We start from the raw sequence: 15,733 nt of genomic DNA, 5'->3' as shown, positions 1-15,733 counted from the left end.
AAACTGGTGCGGTGAGCAGCGCACCCTCCGCACCCCGCGTCATCGCCGTCGTCGGTCCCACCGCGGCCGGAAAGTCCGATCTGGGCGTCTTTCTGGCCCAGCGGCTCGGCGGCGAGGTCGTCAACGCCGACTCCATGCAGCTCTACCGAGGGATGGACATCGGCACGGCCAAGCTGACGCCCGAGGAGCGCGACGGCGTCCCTCATCACCTGCTGGACATCTGGGACGTGACCGTCACGGCCTCGGTCGCCGAGTACCAGAAGCTGGCCCGTGCCAGGATCGACGACCTGCTCGCCCGGGGACGCTGGCCGATCCTGGTCGGCGGCTCCGGCCTCTATGTCCGCGGGGCGGTCGACAACCTGGAGTTCCCCGGCACCGACCCCGAGGTCCGGGCGCGTCTGGAGGAGGAGCTCGCCCTGCGCGGCTCCGGGGCGCTGCACGCGCGGCTGGCCGCCGCCGACCCCGAGGCGGGGCGGGCGATCCTGCCCAGCAACGGCCGCCGGATCGTCCGCGCCCTCGAAGTGATCGAAATCACCGGCCAGCCCTTCACCGCCAACCTCCCGGGCCACGACTCCGTCTACGACACCGTCCAGATCGGCGTGGACGTGGCCCGCCCCGAGCTCGACGAGCGCATCGCGCGCCGGGTCGACCGGATGTGGGAGGCGGGTCTCGTGGACGAGGTGCGCGCACTGGAGGCGCAGGGTCTGCGCGAGGGGCGTACGTCCTCGCGCGCACTCGGCTACCAGCAGGTCCTCGCGGCGCTCGCCGGGGAGTGCACCGAGGAAGAGGCACGGGCCGAGACCGTACGCGCCACCAAGCGCTTCGCGCGCCGGCAGGATTCATGGTTCAGGCGGGACCCCCGCGTGCACTGGTTGAGTGGGGCCGCGGCGGACCGCACGGAACTTCCGCACCTCGCACTGGCGTTGGTCGAACGACCGGTCACAGCCTGATCACGTCATGGCATCGGGATGCTCCGGCGGTCATCGGGGCCTGTGGCGCCATGCCATCATCGAGCTTCGATCGACCAAGTGGAGTCCGAGTTGGGAGGGCGCGTGGCGATGGAGGCCGGCCCTCGCGACACCGCACAAGACACCGAGCACGTCACCACCGAACGTGGCGAACCGGAACTGGGCGAGGACCGTCTGAGCCCCGACGGGCCGGACGAGACGGTGGGCGGCGTGACCGACGACGGCCCGGAGCCCGAGGAGATGTTCGCGGGCGGCCCCGAGGTCGAGGTCGACCTGCGCCCGCCGGGCCGGCTGCGCGTCTGGCAGCTCGCGCCCATCGTGGGCCTGGCCGCGGTCGGCTCCCTGATGTTCGCCTTCCCGCTCGCCTTCGACTTCGGTGACAGCGGGGCCGTGATCGCCATGCTGGGGCTGCTGATCTGCTCCTGTGCCGCGGGCTGGGGCATGATGGCCGCCCGCCGCGTGGGCTACACCTGGCCGGGCCTGCCCCCGCGGGGCTCCGGCCGCCGGCCCGACTGGCGGGTCGTGCTCGGCTACGTCGTGATCGTGACCGTGATCGCGTTCCTGGCGGTGTGGCGCGTGGCCCGACTCCGCTAGGGCCTCTCGTTTGGATCATGCCGGGCTCGCGGGGTCTGGTGCCGCTCCCCCAAGCTCTTCGAGCAGGGGGTACCCCCAGCCGCGTTGTCGTCGGTTGCCATGGCTCCGCCATGACGCCCTCCTCCGCCTTGCGATGCACGGCACCAGACCCCGCTCCCTGATCCGGCCTGATCCAAACGAAAGACCCTGACCCGACCCCGTACGATCGAGGAATGAGCACGCGGATCGCCTTCCTCAAGGGTCACGGCACCGAGAACGACTTCGTGATCGTCCCGGACCCGGAGAACTCCCTCGACCTGACGCCCGCCGCCGTCGCCGCCCTGTGCGACCGCCGCGCGGGCATCGGCGGCGACGGCGTCCTGCACGTCGTGCGATCCGCCGCCCACCCGGAGGCCGCGGGGATGGCCGCCGAAGCGGAATGGTTCATGGACTACCGCAACGGCGACGGCACGGTCGCCGAGATGTGCGGCAACGGAGTCCGTGTGTTCGCGCGCTACCTCCAGCACGCCGGACATGTGGCCGAGGGGGACCTCGCGATCGCCACGCGCGGGGGAGTGAAGAGCGTGCACCTCGCCAAGGACGGTGACGTCACCGTCGGCATGGGCGCCGCCCGCCTCCCCGAAGGGGACGTGACGGTCCGCGTCGGCGAGCGCAGCTGGCCCGCCCGCAACGTGAACATGGGCAACCCGCACGCGGTCGCCTTCGTCGACGACCTCGCGCACGCCGGCGACCTGTTCACCCCGCCGCCCTTCGGCCCGGCCGCCGCCTACCCCGACGGGGTCAACGTCGAGTTCGTCGTCGACCGCGGCCCCCGCCACGTCGCGATGCGCGTGCACGAGCGCGGCTCCGGCGAGACCCGCTCCTGCGGCACGGGCGCCTGCGCCGTCGCGGTCGCCACCGCCCGCCGTGACGGCGCAGACCCGGCCGTGACCGGTACGCCCGCGACATACACGGTGGATGTGCCCGGCGGACGCCTCGTCATCACCGAGCGGCCCGACGGCCAGATCGAGATGACCGGTCCCGCGGTGATCGTCGCCGAGGGCGAGTTCGACGCCGAGTGGCTGGAAAACGCGGTCCGCTGACGACGCGAAACGCGGCTCGGGCAGTCCTGGACGTACGGATCCGAGGGTCCCGGCGTCCGGGGCGGTGCGAAACCACGGCCGTCCGCGAGTCACGTGGCGCAAAATCGTAAACCTCCAAACCATCGCTCGAATGGGTGATCCGTTTCACGCTCGGCGAGAGGCGGTCAGTCGGGCGCGATGGGCTCGGTAGCATCAAGCACCGGCACGGACGGGGGAACGTCGCCATCCCTGAGCCGCGCACGCCATAGGGGCTCCGTCCGCCGGTCCACGAGCCGGAGGTGCCCATGAGTGCGGAGGCGAACCCTGTGACCCCGGGTCCTGTGGCGCCCACAGTGCCCCGCAGGAAGGCCCGCCCCCGGATCGACCTGCGCCGACTCGGCCGGGCCGCACTGCTCGGCTCCGCCGCGCGCGACAGACTGCCCGACGCCATCGGCCATGTCGCCGAGGCCCACCGCGCCCACTTCCCCGACGCCGACCTCGAACCGCTGCGCCGGGCCTACGTCCTGGCCGAGTCCTCGCACCGCGGCCAGATGCGCAAGAGCGGCGAGCCGTACATCACGCACCCGCTCGCGGTGACCCTGATCCTCGCGGAACTCGGCGCCGAGACCACCACCTTGACGGCCTCTCTGCTGCACGACACCGTCGAGGACACCGACGTGACGCTCGATCAGGTGCGCGAGGAGTTCGGCGAGGAGGTCCGCTACCTCGTCGACGGGGTCACGAAGCTGGAGAAGGTCGACTACGGCGCCGCCGCCGAGCCCGAGACCTTCCGCAAGATGCTCGTCGCCACCGGCAGCGACGTCCGCGTGATGTCGATCAAACTCGCCGACCGGCTGCACAACATGCGCACCCTCGGCGTGATGCGCCCCGAGAAACAGGCCCGCATCGCCAAGGTGACCCGCGACGTCCTCATCCCGCTCGCCGAACGACTGGGCGTCCAGGCCCTCAAGACCGAGCTGGAGGACCTGGTCTTCGCGATCCTCCACCCCGAGGAGTACGAGCACACCCGCGAGCTCATCGCCGAGAACGCCGCCCGCTCCGACGACCCGCTCGCGGACATCGCCGAGGAGGTGCGGGGTGTCCTGCGCGAGGCCGACATCCAGGCCGAAGTCCTCATCCGGCCGCGCCACTTCGTCTCCGTGCACCGCGTCGGACGCAAGCGCGGACAGCTGCGCGGCGCCGACTTCGGCCGCGTACTGGTGCTCGTCAACGAGGACGCGGACTGCTACGGCGTCCTGGGCGAACTGCACACCTGTATGACCCCCGTCGTCTCGGAGTTCAAGGACTTCATCGCCGTACCCAAGTTCAACCTTTACCAGTCGCTGCACACCGCCGTCGCCCGCGCGGACGGGCAGGTCGCCGAAGTCCTCATCCGCACCCACCAGATGCACAAGGCGGCCGAGGCCGGCGTCGTCGCGCTGGGCAATCCCTACGCTCCTCCTTCGGAGGAGCAGTCCGCGGGCGACGGCGAGCGCGCCGACCCCACCCGTCCCGGCTGGCTCTCCCGTCTCCTCGACTGGCAGGAGGCCGCCCCCGACCCCGACACCTTCTGGTCCACCCTGCGCGAGGACCTCGCCCAGGACCGCGAGATCACCGTCTTCCGGCCCGACGGCGGCACGCTCGGTCTGCCCGAGGGCGCCAGCTGCGTGGACGCCGCCTACGCGCAGTACGGCGAGGACGCCCACGCCTGCATCGGCGCCCGTGTCAACGGCCGCCTGGCGACGCTCAGTACGGTCCTCAAGGACGGCGACAGCGTCCAGCTGCTCATGGGCCAGGACCCGGCCTCCGAACCCTCCAGGGAGTGGCTGGACCACGCCCACACCCCCGCCGCCCGGATCGCCATCCAGCGCTGGCTGGCGGCCCATCCGGAGGGGACCGGCCGAGGCTCCGCCCCCACCGACGGTCACGCTCCCGGCCCGGACGACGCCCTCGCTCGCGGCGACGGACTCCTCGGGCGGACCGATCCCCCGGCCGACCCGGCCGACCCGGTCGACCCGGCCGGCCCCCTCGGAACCCGCCGCCCCCGTGGCGCCGAGGTCCTGCTCGACGGTCCCGGCTCCGGTGCGCGGCTGGCCCGGTGCTGTACGCCGGTACCGCCCGACGAGATCACCGGCTTCGCCGTGCGCGGGGGACTGGTCACCGTGCACCGCGTGGAGTGCGCCGCGGTGGCGCGGATGACGGGCACGGGGCGCGCGGAGGTCGGCGTGCGCTGGGGAGACACCGCCGAATGCCGGGTCACCCTGGTCGCCGAATCGTTCGGCCGACCCCATCTGCTCGCCGACCTCACGGAGGCGATCGCACTGGAAGGCGCCGAGATCGTCTCGGCGACGGTGGAACCCCCGAGCCAGCAGCGCGTACGCCACACGTACACCCTCCAGCTCCCCGACGCGGCCCATCTCCCGGCCCTCATGCGGGCGATGCGGAACGTGCCCGGCGTGTACGACGTGAGCCGGGCGCAGCACCAGGCACCCACCTCCTGAGCACGCGCCCGGTCAACCCGTTCGGGTGGGCCGGGCGCGCGTCGCCGCCGCAACGGACGCGCGCGCTGGTAGCGGTGGTTCATGTTGCTCACCCCGCGCACCCGGTTCCGCCGGCCGACCCTCAGGACCTCGGTGTCCTCCCGGACCTGCCGGACCTCCCGCAACCGCAAGGCCGCCCTCCTCGCCTCCGCCGTCTCCGTCTGTCTCCTGGCCGCGAGCGCCCCGGCCACCCCCCTGGGTGTCGGCGACCGCCTCTTCCCGTACCTGGGCAACCCCGGATACGACGTCGCGTCGTACGACGTGTCCCTGACCTATCCCGGCACCAACGACAAGCCCCTGAAGGCCGTCACCACCATCGACGCCTGGACCACCGCCGCCCTGGACCACCTCAACCTCGACTTCGCGCATGGCACGGTCGAGTCGGTCGAGGTGGACGGCAGGTCCGCCGGCTTCGCCGCGGCCGGCGAGGACCTGGTCATCACCCCGCGCAAGGCGCTTTCCGTGGGCAGCTGGATCCGGATCACCGTGCGGCACACCAGCGACCCGATGCCCGCCAAGGACCGGGACGGCGGCTGGGTACGGACCTCCGACGGCCTCGCCATGGCCAACCAGGCCGACGCGGCGCACCTGGTGTTCCCGTGCAACGACCACCCCTCCGACAAGGCGATGTTCACCTTCCGGATCACCGCCCCGAGCGCCTACACGGCCGTCGCCAACGGGCTGCCCGCCGACACGGACCGGGTCGGCGGCTCGACCACCTGGACGTACCGCACCCAGCACCCCATGGCCACCGAGCTCGCCCAGGTCTCCATCGGCCGCTCCGCCGTCGTGCGCCGCACCGGGCCGCACGGTCTGCCCATCCGTGACGTCGTGCCCGCCGACGACCGCAAGGTCCTCGAACCCTGGCTCGCGAAGACCCCCGACCAGATCTCCTGGATGGAGAGCAAGGTCGGCGCCTACCCGTTCGAGACGTACGGCGTGCTGATGGCCCAGGCCGCCACCGGCTTCGAACTGGAGACGCAGACCCTCTCCCTCTTCGAGAAGGAACTGTTCACCGAGCCCGCCTACCCCAAGTGGTACATCGATTCGATCATGGTGCACGAGCTGTCCCACCAGTGGTTCGGCGACAGCGTCAGCCCGCGCAGCTGGTCCGACCTGTGGCTGAACGAGGGACACGCCACCTGGTACGAGGCCCTGTACACGGAGGAGACGGCGCACAAGCCGCTGGCGGACCGCATGAAGGCGGCGTACGGCGCCTCCGACCGCTGGCGTGCGAGCGGCGGCCCGCCCGCCGCGCCCAAGCCGCCCAATCCCGGCCAGAAGATCAGCATCTTCCGGCCGAACGTCTACGACGGCGCCGCGCTGATCCTGTACGCCCTGCGCCAGGAGATCGGCCGGGACGCCTTCGAGCGCCTGGAGCGGGCCTGGGTGCGTGAGCACCGGGACGGTACGGCGTCCACGGCCGACTTCGTGGCGCTCGCGTCCCGGTTCGCCGGGCGCGACCTGAGCGGGTTCCTCCACGGCTGGCTCTACGGCGACAAGACCCCGCCGATGCCGGGCCACCCGGACTGGAAGCAGACGGCGGCCCCCAAAACGCCGCATCCCAAGGCGGGCAAGGGCGCCGCGGGCAAGGGTGCCGCGGGCAAGGCCGCGCCGCACAGGGCGGCGTCGCACAGGGCCGGGCCGGGCAGCGCCGCGGCGCGCAAGGCCGGAGCCGGTGGATAAGGCGGTGACGAGACGGGCCGTACCGTGCGACCATCTTCAGGTCGGCACGGTGCGGCACGGGGCCCGGGAATCCACCGGGGAACTCGTACGTTGGACACCATGAAGGCCGTATCTGCATCCCCCATCGACGTAAGGATCCAATGACCTCCTCTTCTTCCCCTTCCCAGGACACCAAGCGCCTCGCGCAGGACTACCCCGAAGGTCTTCGGGCCGATGCCCTGATGGAAGAGGACGTCGCCTGGAGCCACGAGATCGACGGAGAGCGGGACGGCGACCAGTTCGACCGCTCCGAGCGCGCGGCACTGCGCCGCGTGGCGGGCCTCTCCACCGAGCTGGAGGACGTCACCGAGGTCGAGTACCGCCAGCTGCGGCTGGAGCGGGTCGTCCTCGTCGGCGTCTGGACCTCGGGGACCGTGCAGGACGCGGAGAACTCCCTCGCGGAGCTCGCCGCCCTCGCGGAGACCGCGGGCGCGCTCGTGCTCGACGGCGTCACCCAGCGCAGGGACAAGCCCGACGCGGCCACCTACATCGGCTCCGGCAAGGCCGAGGAGCTGCGCGACATCGTGATCGAGACCGGCGCGGACACCGTCATCTGCGACGGTGAGCTCAGCCCCGGCCAGCTGATCCATCTTGAGGACGTCGTGAAGGTCAAGGTCATCGACCGTACGGCCCTCATCCTGGACATCTTCGCCCAGCACGCCAAGTCCCGAGAGGGCAAGGCGCAGGTCGCGCTCGCGCAGATGCAGTACATGCTGCCGCGGCTGCGAGGCTGGGGTCAGTCGCTGTCCCGTCAGATGGGCGGCGGCAAGGGCGGCGGCCTCGCCACCCGTGGTCCCGGTGAGACCAAGATCGAGACGGACCGGCGGCGGATCCGCGAGAAGATGGCGAAGATGCGCCGGGAGATCGCGGAGATGAAGACCGGCCGCGAGATCAAGCGCCAGGAACGCAAGCGCCACAAGGTGCCGTCCGTCGCCATCGCGGGCTACACCAACGCGGGCAAGTCCTCCCTGCTCAACCGGCTGACCGGCGCGGGCGTCCTGGTCGAGAACGCGCTGTTCGCGACCCTGGACCCGACCGTCCGCCGCGCGGAGACCCCGAGCGGCCGGCTGTACACGCTGACCGACACCGTCGGTTTCGTCCGGCACCTGCCGCACCACCTGGTCGAGGCGTTCCGCTCCACCATGGAGGAGGTCGGCGACGCCGACCTGATCCTGCACGTGGTGGACGGCTCGCATCCGAACCCGGAGGAGCAGCTGCTGGCCGTGCGCGAGGTGATCAGGGACGTCGGCGCCACCGACGTACCCGAGATCGTCGTGATCAACAAGGCCGACGCGGCCGACCCGCTGGTCCTCCAGCGGCTGCTGCGGATCGAGAAGCGTTCGCTCGCGGTCTCGGCCCGCACCGGCCGGGGCATGGACCAGCTGCTCGCGCTGATCGACAACGATCTGCCGCGGCCGTCCGTCGAGATCGAGGCGCTGGTGCCGTACACGCACGGCAAGCTGGTCGCCCGTGCCCACACCGAGGGCGAGGTGATCTCCGAGGAGCACACCGCGGAGGGCACGCTGCTCAAGGTGCGGGTGCACGAGGAGCTGGCGGCGGACCTCGCACCGTACGTGGCGGCTCCCGCGCTCTGACGCACCGCGTCCGTCGGCCCTCGCGGTCCGGCGCACAGCGTCCGCAGCGCGCGTACCACGCGCGAAGGCCCGCCCCCGCTTGCCGCGGGGGCGGGCCTTCGGCGTCGTGGGGTCAGCGACCGCCGTAGGTCTTACTCATGTTCTGGTAGAGCCGCTCGGCCTTCGGGCCCAGCTGCGGGCCGGCGAGCCAGGTGTTGTCGGCCGGGCCGATCGAGGTGTTCGAGACCAGTTCGGTCTTGCCGTCCACCACTCGGAACCAGCCGCCGCCGGACGAGCCGCCGGTCATCGTGCAGCCGATGCGGTACATCGTCGGCAGAGACGGGTCGATCGACAGCCGACCGGGCTGGTCGATGCACTTGAACATCTTCAGGCCGTTGTACGGCGGCGCCGCCGGGTAGCCCCAGGCGCCCATCCTGGCGACCTGGGGCGCGGCCGGGGCCGAGAAGTCCACGTCGAGCGCGGCGCCGACGGTCTCCTCCAGGGACTTCGCCCCGGACTGCGGCTTCACGTGCAGCACCGCGTAGTCGTATGCGGCACCCGAACCACCCGTTTCCGAACCGCCCCGGATCCACTCGTTCGAGGTGGAGGCCCAGTCCGCCCACCAGGTGCCGTACGGGGTGACCTCCGACTGCGAGGCGCCGGCCAGGTCCTGCTGCGGCTTGCCGAGGTCGTTGTACGACGGCACGAACGCGATGTTGCGGTACCAGCCGCCGCCCTGCCCGGCGTGCACACAGTGGCCCGCCGTCCACACGAGGTTGGACTTGCCCGGGTGGTTGACGTCCTTGATGACCGTGCCGGAGCAGACCATCGTGCCCTCGGGGGAGTCGAAGAAGACCTTGCCGACAGGTGCCGCGTTGTCGTGGTACGGCGTCTTCTCCGCCGTGGCCCCGACGGGGCGGGGCGCCGGGTCGCTGACACCCTGCGCGGCGGCGTCCTTCGTCGTGACCGTCTTGTTGGCCTCCTTCGCGGATCGCATCCGCTCCGGCTTCCACAGGCCCTCGATCACCGGGTTGACGAAGTCCTTGGCCTCACTGAGCCACTTGTCCTTGTCCCAGTTCTGCCAGCCGCCGCCTGCCCACTTGTCGACATCGATGCCGTGTTCCTTGAGCTTGTTCGCGATGTCGGCCGGGATCTGCACCTTGCCGCCGCCGTTGCCGTCCGCCTGGGAGGCGGTGGCTCCGGGCTTGTCGCTCGCCTTGTCGTCGCCGGAGCCGTCACAGGCCGTGGCGGTGAGCGCCAGGGCCGCGACGAGACCGGTGGCGGCGAGGACGGTGCGCCTGCCGCGTGGGCCCGTGAAGGGCGAACGTATGGAACGCATGCTGCGATTACCCCCGTTGAAGCGTTGACGACACCCCACTATGCCCGTCGGGTTGGGGACGACCGGCGGCGGGTCGGTGAATGTTTCCGTGAACCGTCGTCCCGCCGCCCGTGCCCCGGCCGCACTTTCCGTGACGTGCCGGTGTGCCTACCGGCCGGCGAACTTCTTGCTCACGGAGTCGAACACACCCTTGGCCACGTCACCCAGCCGGGGCCCCGCCAGCCAGCCGGCGGTCGCCGGGCCGATGGACGTGTTGGACACGAGCACCGGCTTGCCGTCCGAGCCGGTCTCCGTCCAACCGCCGCCGGACGAACCGCCGGTCATGGTGCAGCCGATGCGGTACATCGTCGGGTCGAGGCCGTTCAGCGCCAGCCGCCCCGGCTTGTCCACGCACTGGTACAGCGACTGGCCGTCGAACGGTGCCGCCGCCGGGTAGCCGGTCGCCGTGATGCTCTGCACCTTCGGCACGGCCGGGGCGTTGAAGTTCACCTTCAGCGCCGAACCGACCGTCTCCTCCAGGGACTTGCCGGCGTTGCCCTGCTCCGGCGTCACATGGATCACGGCGTAGTCGTAGGAGGCACCGTCCCCGCCGGTCTCACCGCCCTGCTCGATCCACTGCTGGGAGGTCCGCGCCCAGTCGCCCCACCAGACGCCGTACGGGGCGATCTGCTCCCGGGAGGCCGTCTGCACCTGCTCGTTCGTCATGCCCTTGTCGTTGTACGACGGCACGAAGGCGATGTTGCGGTACCAGCCGCCCTTCTTGCCGGCGTGCACGCAGTGGCCCGCGGTCCACACGAGGTTGGACTTGCCGGGGTGCGCCGGGTCCGCCACGACCGTCGCCGAGCAGACCATCGTGCCCTTGGGGGAGTCGAAGAACACCTTTCCGGAGGTGGCCGCGTTCGCGTGGTACGACGGCCGCACCGCACGCGCCTGGACCGGCTGCGGCGTCGGGTCGGTCACGCCCTGGTCACCGGAGATGTCGTTCTCGTCGACACCCTTGTCCGGGTCGTTGGCCCCGCGCATCCGGTCCGGGTTCCACAGACCCTTGATCATCGGGTTGAAGTAGTCCTCGGCCTCGCGGAGCCAGTCGTCCTTGTCCCAGTTCTTCCAGGCGCCGTCCTTCCACTTGTCGATGTCGATCCCGTGCTCTTTGAGCTTCTTCTTGATGTCGTCCGGGATCTTGATCTTTCCGTCGCCGTTGTCCCCGCTCGTCGCGGAGGCGTCCGGCTTCCCGTCGGCGTTGTCGTTGCTGTCGCCGCCGCACGCGGTGGCGGTCAGGGCCAACGCCGAGGCGAGAGCGACGGCCGCCAGCACGGGGGAGGTTCTGCGGGGCGCGCTCCTCCCTCGGCGAACGGTGAAGGACGGCCGTATGGATCGCATGGTCTTGACTCCCCCTGCTGTAAAGGAACTCGGCGCGGTGTTCGCGCGATCGGCCGGAACCCGTGCGCAGTTCGCGCCGGTCCCCTGGCGATGCGGGACGGCATCACACACTAGGCGCTCGCCGTGGGCGCCTTCCGACGGATCGGCAACGGTTCGGCTACAGGCTGACCGACCTGCACTTCGTGGGGCCTGTGGTGTATGTGGGGCGTGTGAGGCGGCTGTGCCGAGGGGTGTGTCGCCGGGCTGTTCCAGGCCGTCTCGGGCTGTCGCGGGTCAGGCGCTGTCGAGAAAGCGCTGCCGGTCGACGATCGCCCGGTCGATCTCGCCCTGCGCGACCAGTCTCCCCGCGTCGTCGACGGCCCGTACCCGGAACGTGAGACGCCGGCCGGCGGCGCCAGGAGCGGCCGGCGGCTCGGCGAAGACATCCACGCGCCCCCCGACCCGGGTGGCGCGGACATGCTCGACCCGGAGCGCCGTACCCACTGTCGTCTGCCCCGCCGTGGTGAACGGCGCAGCGGCCTCCACGGTGGCCGCCTCCATCCAGGCGATCAGCCGCGGGGTGGCCAGCACGGGCACATCCCCGCTACCCACAGTCACCGCGGTATCGGCTTCGGTCACCTCATGGCGCATGGCCTCACGCTAGCTCGTGGCGGTTACCGACGGCACCCTGTCGGTCCGGCCACGGCGCACTCGCTGTCGCGGTTTCCCCCAGGACACAGCAGGATGGCAGGAGGGACCCGCCGTCCCGCGCACGACCGTCACGTCCGCAGCTGACGAGGAGGCCGACTCGTGGTGGAGTCGCAGCCTGTGGTTGTCCCGCCGGCCAGGGCCACCGTGTTCCTCGTGGTGACCATCACGCCGGGCCACGAGGACACCGTCCGCGATCTGCTGGAAGACCTCTCCGGGCTGCGGCGTTCGGTCGCCTTCCGCTCTCCCGACGACGAACTCAGCTGTGTCGTCGGCATCGGATCGGCGGCCTGGGACCGGCTGTTCGGCGGGCCGCGCCCACAGGAGCTGCACCCCTTCGTGCCGTTGTCCGGCGGACGCCACCGAGCCCCGGCGACGCCGGGAGACCTCCTGTTCCATGTGCGGGCCCGCCGCGTGGACCTCTGCTTCGAACTGGCCCGCCTCGTCGCGGAACGGCTGACCGGCGCGGTCACGGTCGTCGACGAGGTGCATGGCTTCAAGTACTTCGACGAGCGCGACCTGCTCGGCTTCGTCGACGGCAGCGAGAACCCCGAAGGACGCCTCGCGACCGAGGCCGTGTTCGTCGGCGACGAGGATCCCGCCTTCAGCGGGGGCAGTTACGTGATCATCCAGAAGTATCTGCACGACCTCACGGCGTGGAACGCGCTGAAGGCGGACGAGCAGCAGAACGTCATCGGGCGGACGAAGGCGGACAACGTCGAACTCCCCGACGACATCAAGCCCGCCGACTCCCATGTCGCCCTCAACACCATCACCGACGAGGACGGCAGCGAACGCAAGATCGTGCGGGAGAACATGGCGTTCGGCTCCATCGGGGACGGCGAGTTCGGCACGTTCTTCATCGGCTACGCCCGTACCCCGGACGTGATCGAGCAGATGCTGCGGAACATGTTCCTGGGCGACGGCCAGGCCTCGCACGACCGCATCCTCGACTTCTCGGTCGCCATGACCGGATGCCTGTTCCACGTGCCGACGCTCACCTTCCTGGACGACCTTCCGCCCGCTCCCGGAAAGTGAGGGGGCGAACGCTGTCCGTACGGCACGTCCACGAGCGCTGCCCGTGTGTCTACGATCGCCGGATGCCGCCCGGGGACTCGCCGAGGGACACCACCACCGCGGTCGAGTTCCCCGCCGGCGCGTGGTAGCTCACCGTGTCGCCGGCGTGGTGGCCGAGCAGGGCGCGACCGAGGGGGCTGTCGGCCGTGACCAGCGTCGGGTCCAGCTCCTCGGCCAACTCCCCGATCTGGAAGGTCTCCACCGTGCCGTCGGGGAAGCGCACGGTGACCGTGCTGCCCACACCGACCAGATCGGTGGGCGGCGGGCCCGCCGTGTCCGCCCGGCGGAGCCGTGTGGTGAGCTCCGAGATACGGGCGTCCAGGCGCTGCAGCTCTTCGACCCGCTGCAGCTCGTCCGCCTCGTCGGCCCGGTCGCCCACCCCCGTGTCGGAGTGCAGCGTCGCCGCGACCGCCGTGCGTTCGGTGTGCAGGTCGGCAAGCTCTCGTTCGAGAGCGCGTCGGGCATCGTTACTGATCGGCGCTGATTCGCTGGGCATGCCTGCTCCTCAGGGTGCAGGGGGATCACCCAAACAGGGCATTATCTATCACAGTAGCCGATTTCGGGTTGCGGTACCGCGTCGAATCGCGCCGCCCCGTGCCCTGTGAAATCTTGGATTACCAGAGTTCAGGATGCTTCCTGATGTCCTGTAGGTGCCGGAGGTTGCCATGTCCTCGAAGCGACGCCGGAAGAAGAAGTCCCGCCGCAAGCACGCCGCGAACCACGGGCAACGACCGCAGTGCTAGCTCGGTGATCGTCCCGTACGGCAGCGGGCGAGTCGTAGGCGCGGTGGGAGCGCTGACTCGCCCGCTTCGTGCACCCCGATCCGCCCGGCTCACGCCCCTTGGAGGGGGTGCGCGCGTCAAGGTCACCGTCATCCCGGCCACTTGAGTGGAAAGTTCTCGAAACAACCCGTAACCCGGTGAGCCTTGGGCGGTTGTAGCGGTGGGGGGACTGCTGCCCATGCCCGGTCCCCGCGCAGCAACACGCCCCTGGACAGCGGGAGGACAGCGAGCCGTGGCCGTGACCGAGTCGGTGACCGGGGGGACTCCCGGGGGAGCGCGCGCCGCGCACGAGGGGATTTTGAGACGCCAGTCGGCGCGCGAATCGGCGGCGCGCACCTATGCGCGCGCCCTCCCCATCGTGCCGGTCCGGGCGCGCGGACTGACCATCGAGGGCGCCGACGGCCGCCGCTACCTCGACTGCCTCTCCGGCGCCGGCACCCTCGCCCTCGGGCACAACCACCCGGTCGTCCTGGAAGCCATCCGCAAGGTCCTCGACTCGGGCGCCCCCCTCTCCGTCCTCGACCTGGCGACTCCCGTCAAGGACGCCTTCATCACCGAGCTGTTCCGCACGCTCCCCCCGGGACTCGCCGACCGCGCCCGCGTCCAGTTCTGCGGTCCGGCCGGCACGGACGCGGTCGAGGCCGCGTTCAAGCTCGTCCGGGCCGCGACCGGCCGCGACGGCATCCTCGCCTTCACCGGCGCCTACCACGGCATGACCACCGGAGCCCTGGCCGCCTCCGGCGGCGCCTGCGACGTACGGGTGGCCCGCCTTCCCTACCCCCAGGACTACCGCTGCCCCTTCGGCGTGGGCGGCCCCCGCGGTGCCGAACTGGCCGCCCGCTGGACCGAGTCCGCCCTCGACGACCCCAAGTCCGGCGTCCCCCTGCCCGCAGGGATGATCCTCGAACCCGTCCAGGGCGAGGGCGGGGTGATCCCGGCCCCCGACGACTGGCTGCGGCGCATGCGGCGGATCACCGCCGACCGGTCCGTCCCGCTGATCGCCGACGAGATCCAGACGGGAGTGGGACGCACCGGCGCCTTCTGGGCCGTGGAGCACAGCGGCGTCACCCCCGACGTGATGGTTCTCTCCAAGGCCATCGGCGGCAGCCTGCCGCTCGCCGTCGTGGTCTACCGGGACGACCTCGACGTCTGGGAACCGGGCGCCCACGCCGGCACCTTCCGCGGCAACCAGCTCGCCATGGCGGCCGGTACGGCCACCCTCGCCCACGTCCGCGAGAACGGCCTCGCCGAACGCGCGGCCCAGCTCGGCTCCCGGATGCTCTCCCAACTGCGTGAGCTGGCACGGGCGTTCCCGTGTGTGGGGGATGTCCGGGGGCGGGGCCTGATGATCGGCGTCGAGCTGGTGGACCCGGAGGGGGCTGAGCCGGTGGAGGCGGGACCGGTGGGGATTTCCTCGGGTTCGCGGGGTCCCGGAGCGGGGATTTCCGGGGCGGCGGTTTCAGGGACGGTGACTCCCGGAGGGGAGATTCCCGGAGTGGAGCTTCCCGTGGCGCGGGGTCCCGGAGTGCCGAGCCTCACAGTGCCTGTCCCGCGAGGTCCGATCCCGGGGTTGGAGCCCGCCCGGACCCCTCGCCCCGCCGCACCGGAACTCGCCGCCGCCGTCCAGCGGCAGTGCCTGCGCCGCGGCCTGATCGTCGAACTCGGCGGCCGCCACTCCAGCGTCGTACGCCTCCTGCCGCCCCTGACCATCAGCGACGAGCAGGCGGCAGCCGTGCTCGACCGGCTCAGCGACGCGGTGGCGGCAGCGGCCCGGGGCGACACGGGCTAGGCCCACGGCCCACGGCGACGGGACGGCCGTACGGGCTCGGCGGCGCGGGCACTGTCGCCGGACGACGGCCCGCAACCGCCGCACCGCCCGCACCGACGGTCCGGGAGCAGTGCCGATTCTTCGCCCCCGTCTCGCTCCATCGCCGTACGAGCCCCCACTCCTGGCCACGTCCGAAAGCGCGCAAAGGCACCGACGGCCTGGAAGGCCGAGAACGCCC

At 71.3% G+C, this 15,733-nt stretch carries 12 protein-coding genes; 8 read left to right on the top strand and 4 right to left on the bottom strand.

All coding sequences use genetic code 11. The features are described 5' to 3' along the window. Positions 1–11: 11 nt before the first annotated feature. From miaA to hflX, 6 genes are all read left to right on the top strand, one after another. Positions 12–950 carry a tRNA (adenosine(37)-N6)-dimethylallyltransferase MiaA gene (miaA, locus tag IPZ69_RS21935; RefSeq protein ID WP_235455934.1) on the top strand — a complete coding sequence of 313 codons (939 nt, stop codon included), beginning with the start codon at positions 12–14 and terminating at the stop codon, positions 948–950. Positions 951–1,058: 108 nt separating this feature from the next. Further along, positions 1,059–1,562 carry a hypothetical protein gene (locus tag IPZ69_RS21930; protein WP_235455987.1) on the top strand — a complete coding sequence of 168 codons (504 nt, stop codon included), beginning with the start codon at positions 1,059–1,061 and terminating at the stop codon, positions 1,560–1,562. Between the two features lie 212 nt (positions 1,563–1,774). Then, positions 1,775–2,644, top strand: coding sequence for a diaminopimelate epimerase (dapF, locus tag IPZ69_RS21925; protein ID WP_235455933.1), 870 nt, complete (start codon positions 1,775–1,777; stop codon positions 2,642–2,644). Positions 2,645–2,928: 284 nt separating this feature from the next. Next, positions 2,929–5,124: a RelA/SpoT family protein gene (locus IPZ69_RS21920; protein ID WP_235455932.1), complete on the top strand. Its 2,196-nt coding sequence runs from the start codon at positions 2,929–2,931 to the stop codon at positions 5,122–5,124. Between the two features lie 81 nt (positions 5,125–5,205). Further along, entirely contained in the window at positions 5,206–6,849 is a 1,644-nt protein-coding gene (locus IPZ69_RS21915; RefSeq protein ID WP_235455931.1) for a M1 family metallopeptidase, read from the top strand. A gap of 140 nt (positions 6,850–6,989) precedes the next feature. Continuing rightward, the gene (gene hflX, locus IPZ69_RS21910) at positions 6,990–8,483 is read left to right on the top strand and encodes a GTPase HflX (protein ID WP_235455930.1); all 1,494 of its coding nucleotides are present in this window, start codon (positions 6,990–6,992) and stop codon (positions 8,481–8,483) included. A gap of 112 nt (positions 8,484–8,595) precedes the next feature. Here the strand turns inward: hflX and IPZ69_RS21905 are convergent, their stop codons facing one another. The 3 genes from IPZ69_RS21905 to IPZ69_RS21895 form a co-directional block, all read right to left on the bottom strand. Then, the gene (locus tag IPZ69_RS21905) at positions 8,596–9,801 is read right to left on the bottom strand and encodes a trypsin-like serine peptidase (RefSeq protein WP_235455929.1); all 1,206 of its coding nucleotides are present in this window, start codon (positions 9,799–9,801) and stop codon (positions 8,596–8,598) included. A gap of 147 nt (positions 9,802–9,948) precedes the next feature. Beyond that, positions 9,949–11,181 (bottom strand): trypsin-like serine peptidase, encoded by a 1,233-nt coding sequence (locus IPZ69_RS21900; protein ID WP_235455928.1) that lies wholly within the window; start codon positions 11,179–11,181, stop codon positions 9,949–9,951. A 273-nt stretch (positions 11,182–11,454) separates the two neighbouring features. Beyond that, on the bottom strand, positions 11,455–11,811 hold the full coding sequence (locus IPZ69_RS21895) for a thioesterase family protein (protein ID WP_235455926.1): 357 nt from the start codon (positions 11,809–11,811) through the stop codon (positions 11,455–11,457). A gap of 159 nt (positions 11,812–11,970) precedes the next feature. Here IPZ69_RS21895 and IPZ69_RS21890 point away from each other — a divergent pair, with 159 nt between their 5' ends. Next, positions 11,971–12,906 carry a Dyp-type peroxidase gene (locus tag IPZ69_RS21890; RefSeq protein ID WP_235455925.1) on the top strand — a complete coding sequence of 312 codons (936 nt, stop codon included), beginning with the start codon at positions 11,971–11,973 and terminating at the stop codon, positions 12,904–12,906. Positions 12,907–12,955: 49 nt separating this feature from the next. Here IPZ69_RS21890 and IPZ69_RS21885 read toward each other — a convergent pair whose 3' ends face one another. Further along, positions 12,956–13,441: a GreA/GreB family elongation factor gene (locus IPZ69_RS21885; protein WP_235455924.1), complete on the bottom strand. Its 486-nt coding sequence runs from the start codon at positions 13,439–13,441 to the stop codon at positions 12,956–12,958. A 518-nt stretch (positions 13,442–13,959) separates the two neighbouring features. Here IPZ69_RS21885 and IPZ69_RS21880 point away from each other — a divergent pair. Continuing rightward, a complete protein-coding gene (locus IPZ69_RS21880) occupies positions 13,960–15,516 on the top strand; it encodes a diaminobutyrate--2-oxoglutarate transaminase family protein (protein ID WP_235455923.1) in 1,557 nt (518 codons plus the stop codon). Positions 15,517–15,733 lie beyond the last annotated feature (217 nt).

It is taken from the genome of Streptomyces olivochromogenes (assembly GCF_021538895.1).
Lineage (GTDB): Bacteria > Actinomycetota > Actinomycetes > Streptomycetales > Streptomycetaceae > Streptomyces > Streptomyces olivochromogenes_A.
This window is presented reverse-complemented; position numbering and strand designations above follow the sequence as displayed.

Excerpts from the sequence above, each read along its gene's own strand:
- IPZ69_RS21930 (WP_235455987.1), top strand. The coding sequence starts at position 1,059 with ATGGAGGCCGGCCCTCGCGACACCGCACAAGACACCGAGCACGTCACC.
- dapF (WP_235455933.1), top strand. The coding sequence starts at position 1,775 with ATGAGCACGCGGATCGCCTTCCTCAAGGGTCACGGCACCGAGAACGAC.
- IPZ69_RS21920 (WP_235455932.1), top strand. The coding sequence starts at position 2,929 with ATGAGTGCGGAGGCGAACCCTGTGACCCCGGGTCCTGTGGCGCCCACA.
- IPZ69_RS21915 (WP_235455931.1), top strand. The coding sequence starts at position 5,206 with ATGTTGCTCACCCCGCGCACCCGGTTCCGCCGGCCGACCCTCAGGACC.
- hflX (WP_235455930.1), top strand. The coding sequence starts at position 6,990 with ATGACCTCCTCTTCTTCCCCTTCCCAGGACACCAAGCGCCTCGCGCAG.
- IPZ69_RS21905 (WP_235455929.1), bottom strand. The coding sequence starts at position 9,801 with ATGCGTTCCATACGTTCGCCCTTCACGGGCCCACGCGGCAGGCGCACC.
- IPZ69_RS21900 (WP_235455928.1), bottom strand. The coding sequence starts at position 11,181 with ATGCGATCCATACGGCCGTCCTTCACCGTTCGCCGAGGGAGGAGCGCG.
- IPZ69_RS21895 (WP_235455926.1), bottom strand. The coding sequence starts at position 11,811 with ATGCGCCATGAGGTGACCGAAGCCGATACCGCGGTGACTGTGGGTAGC.
- IPZ69_RS21885 (WP_235455924.1), bottom strand. The coding sequence starts at position 13,441 with ATGCCCAGCGAATCAGCGCCGATCAGTAACGATGCCCGACGCGCTCTC.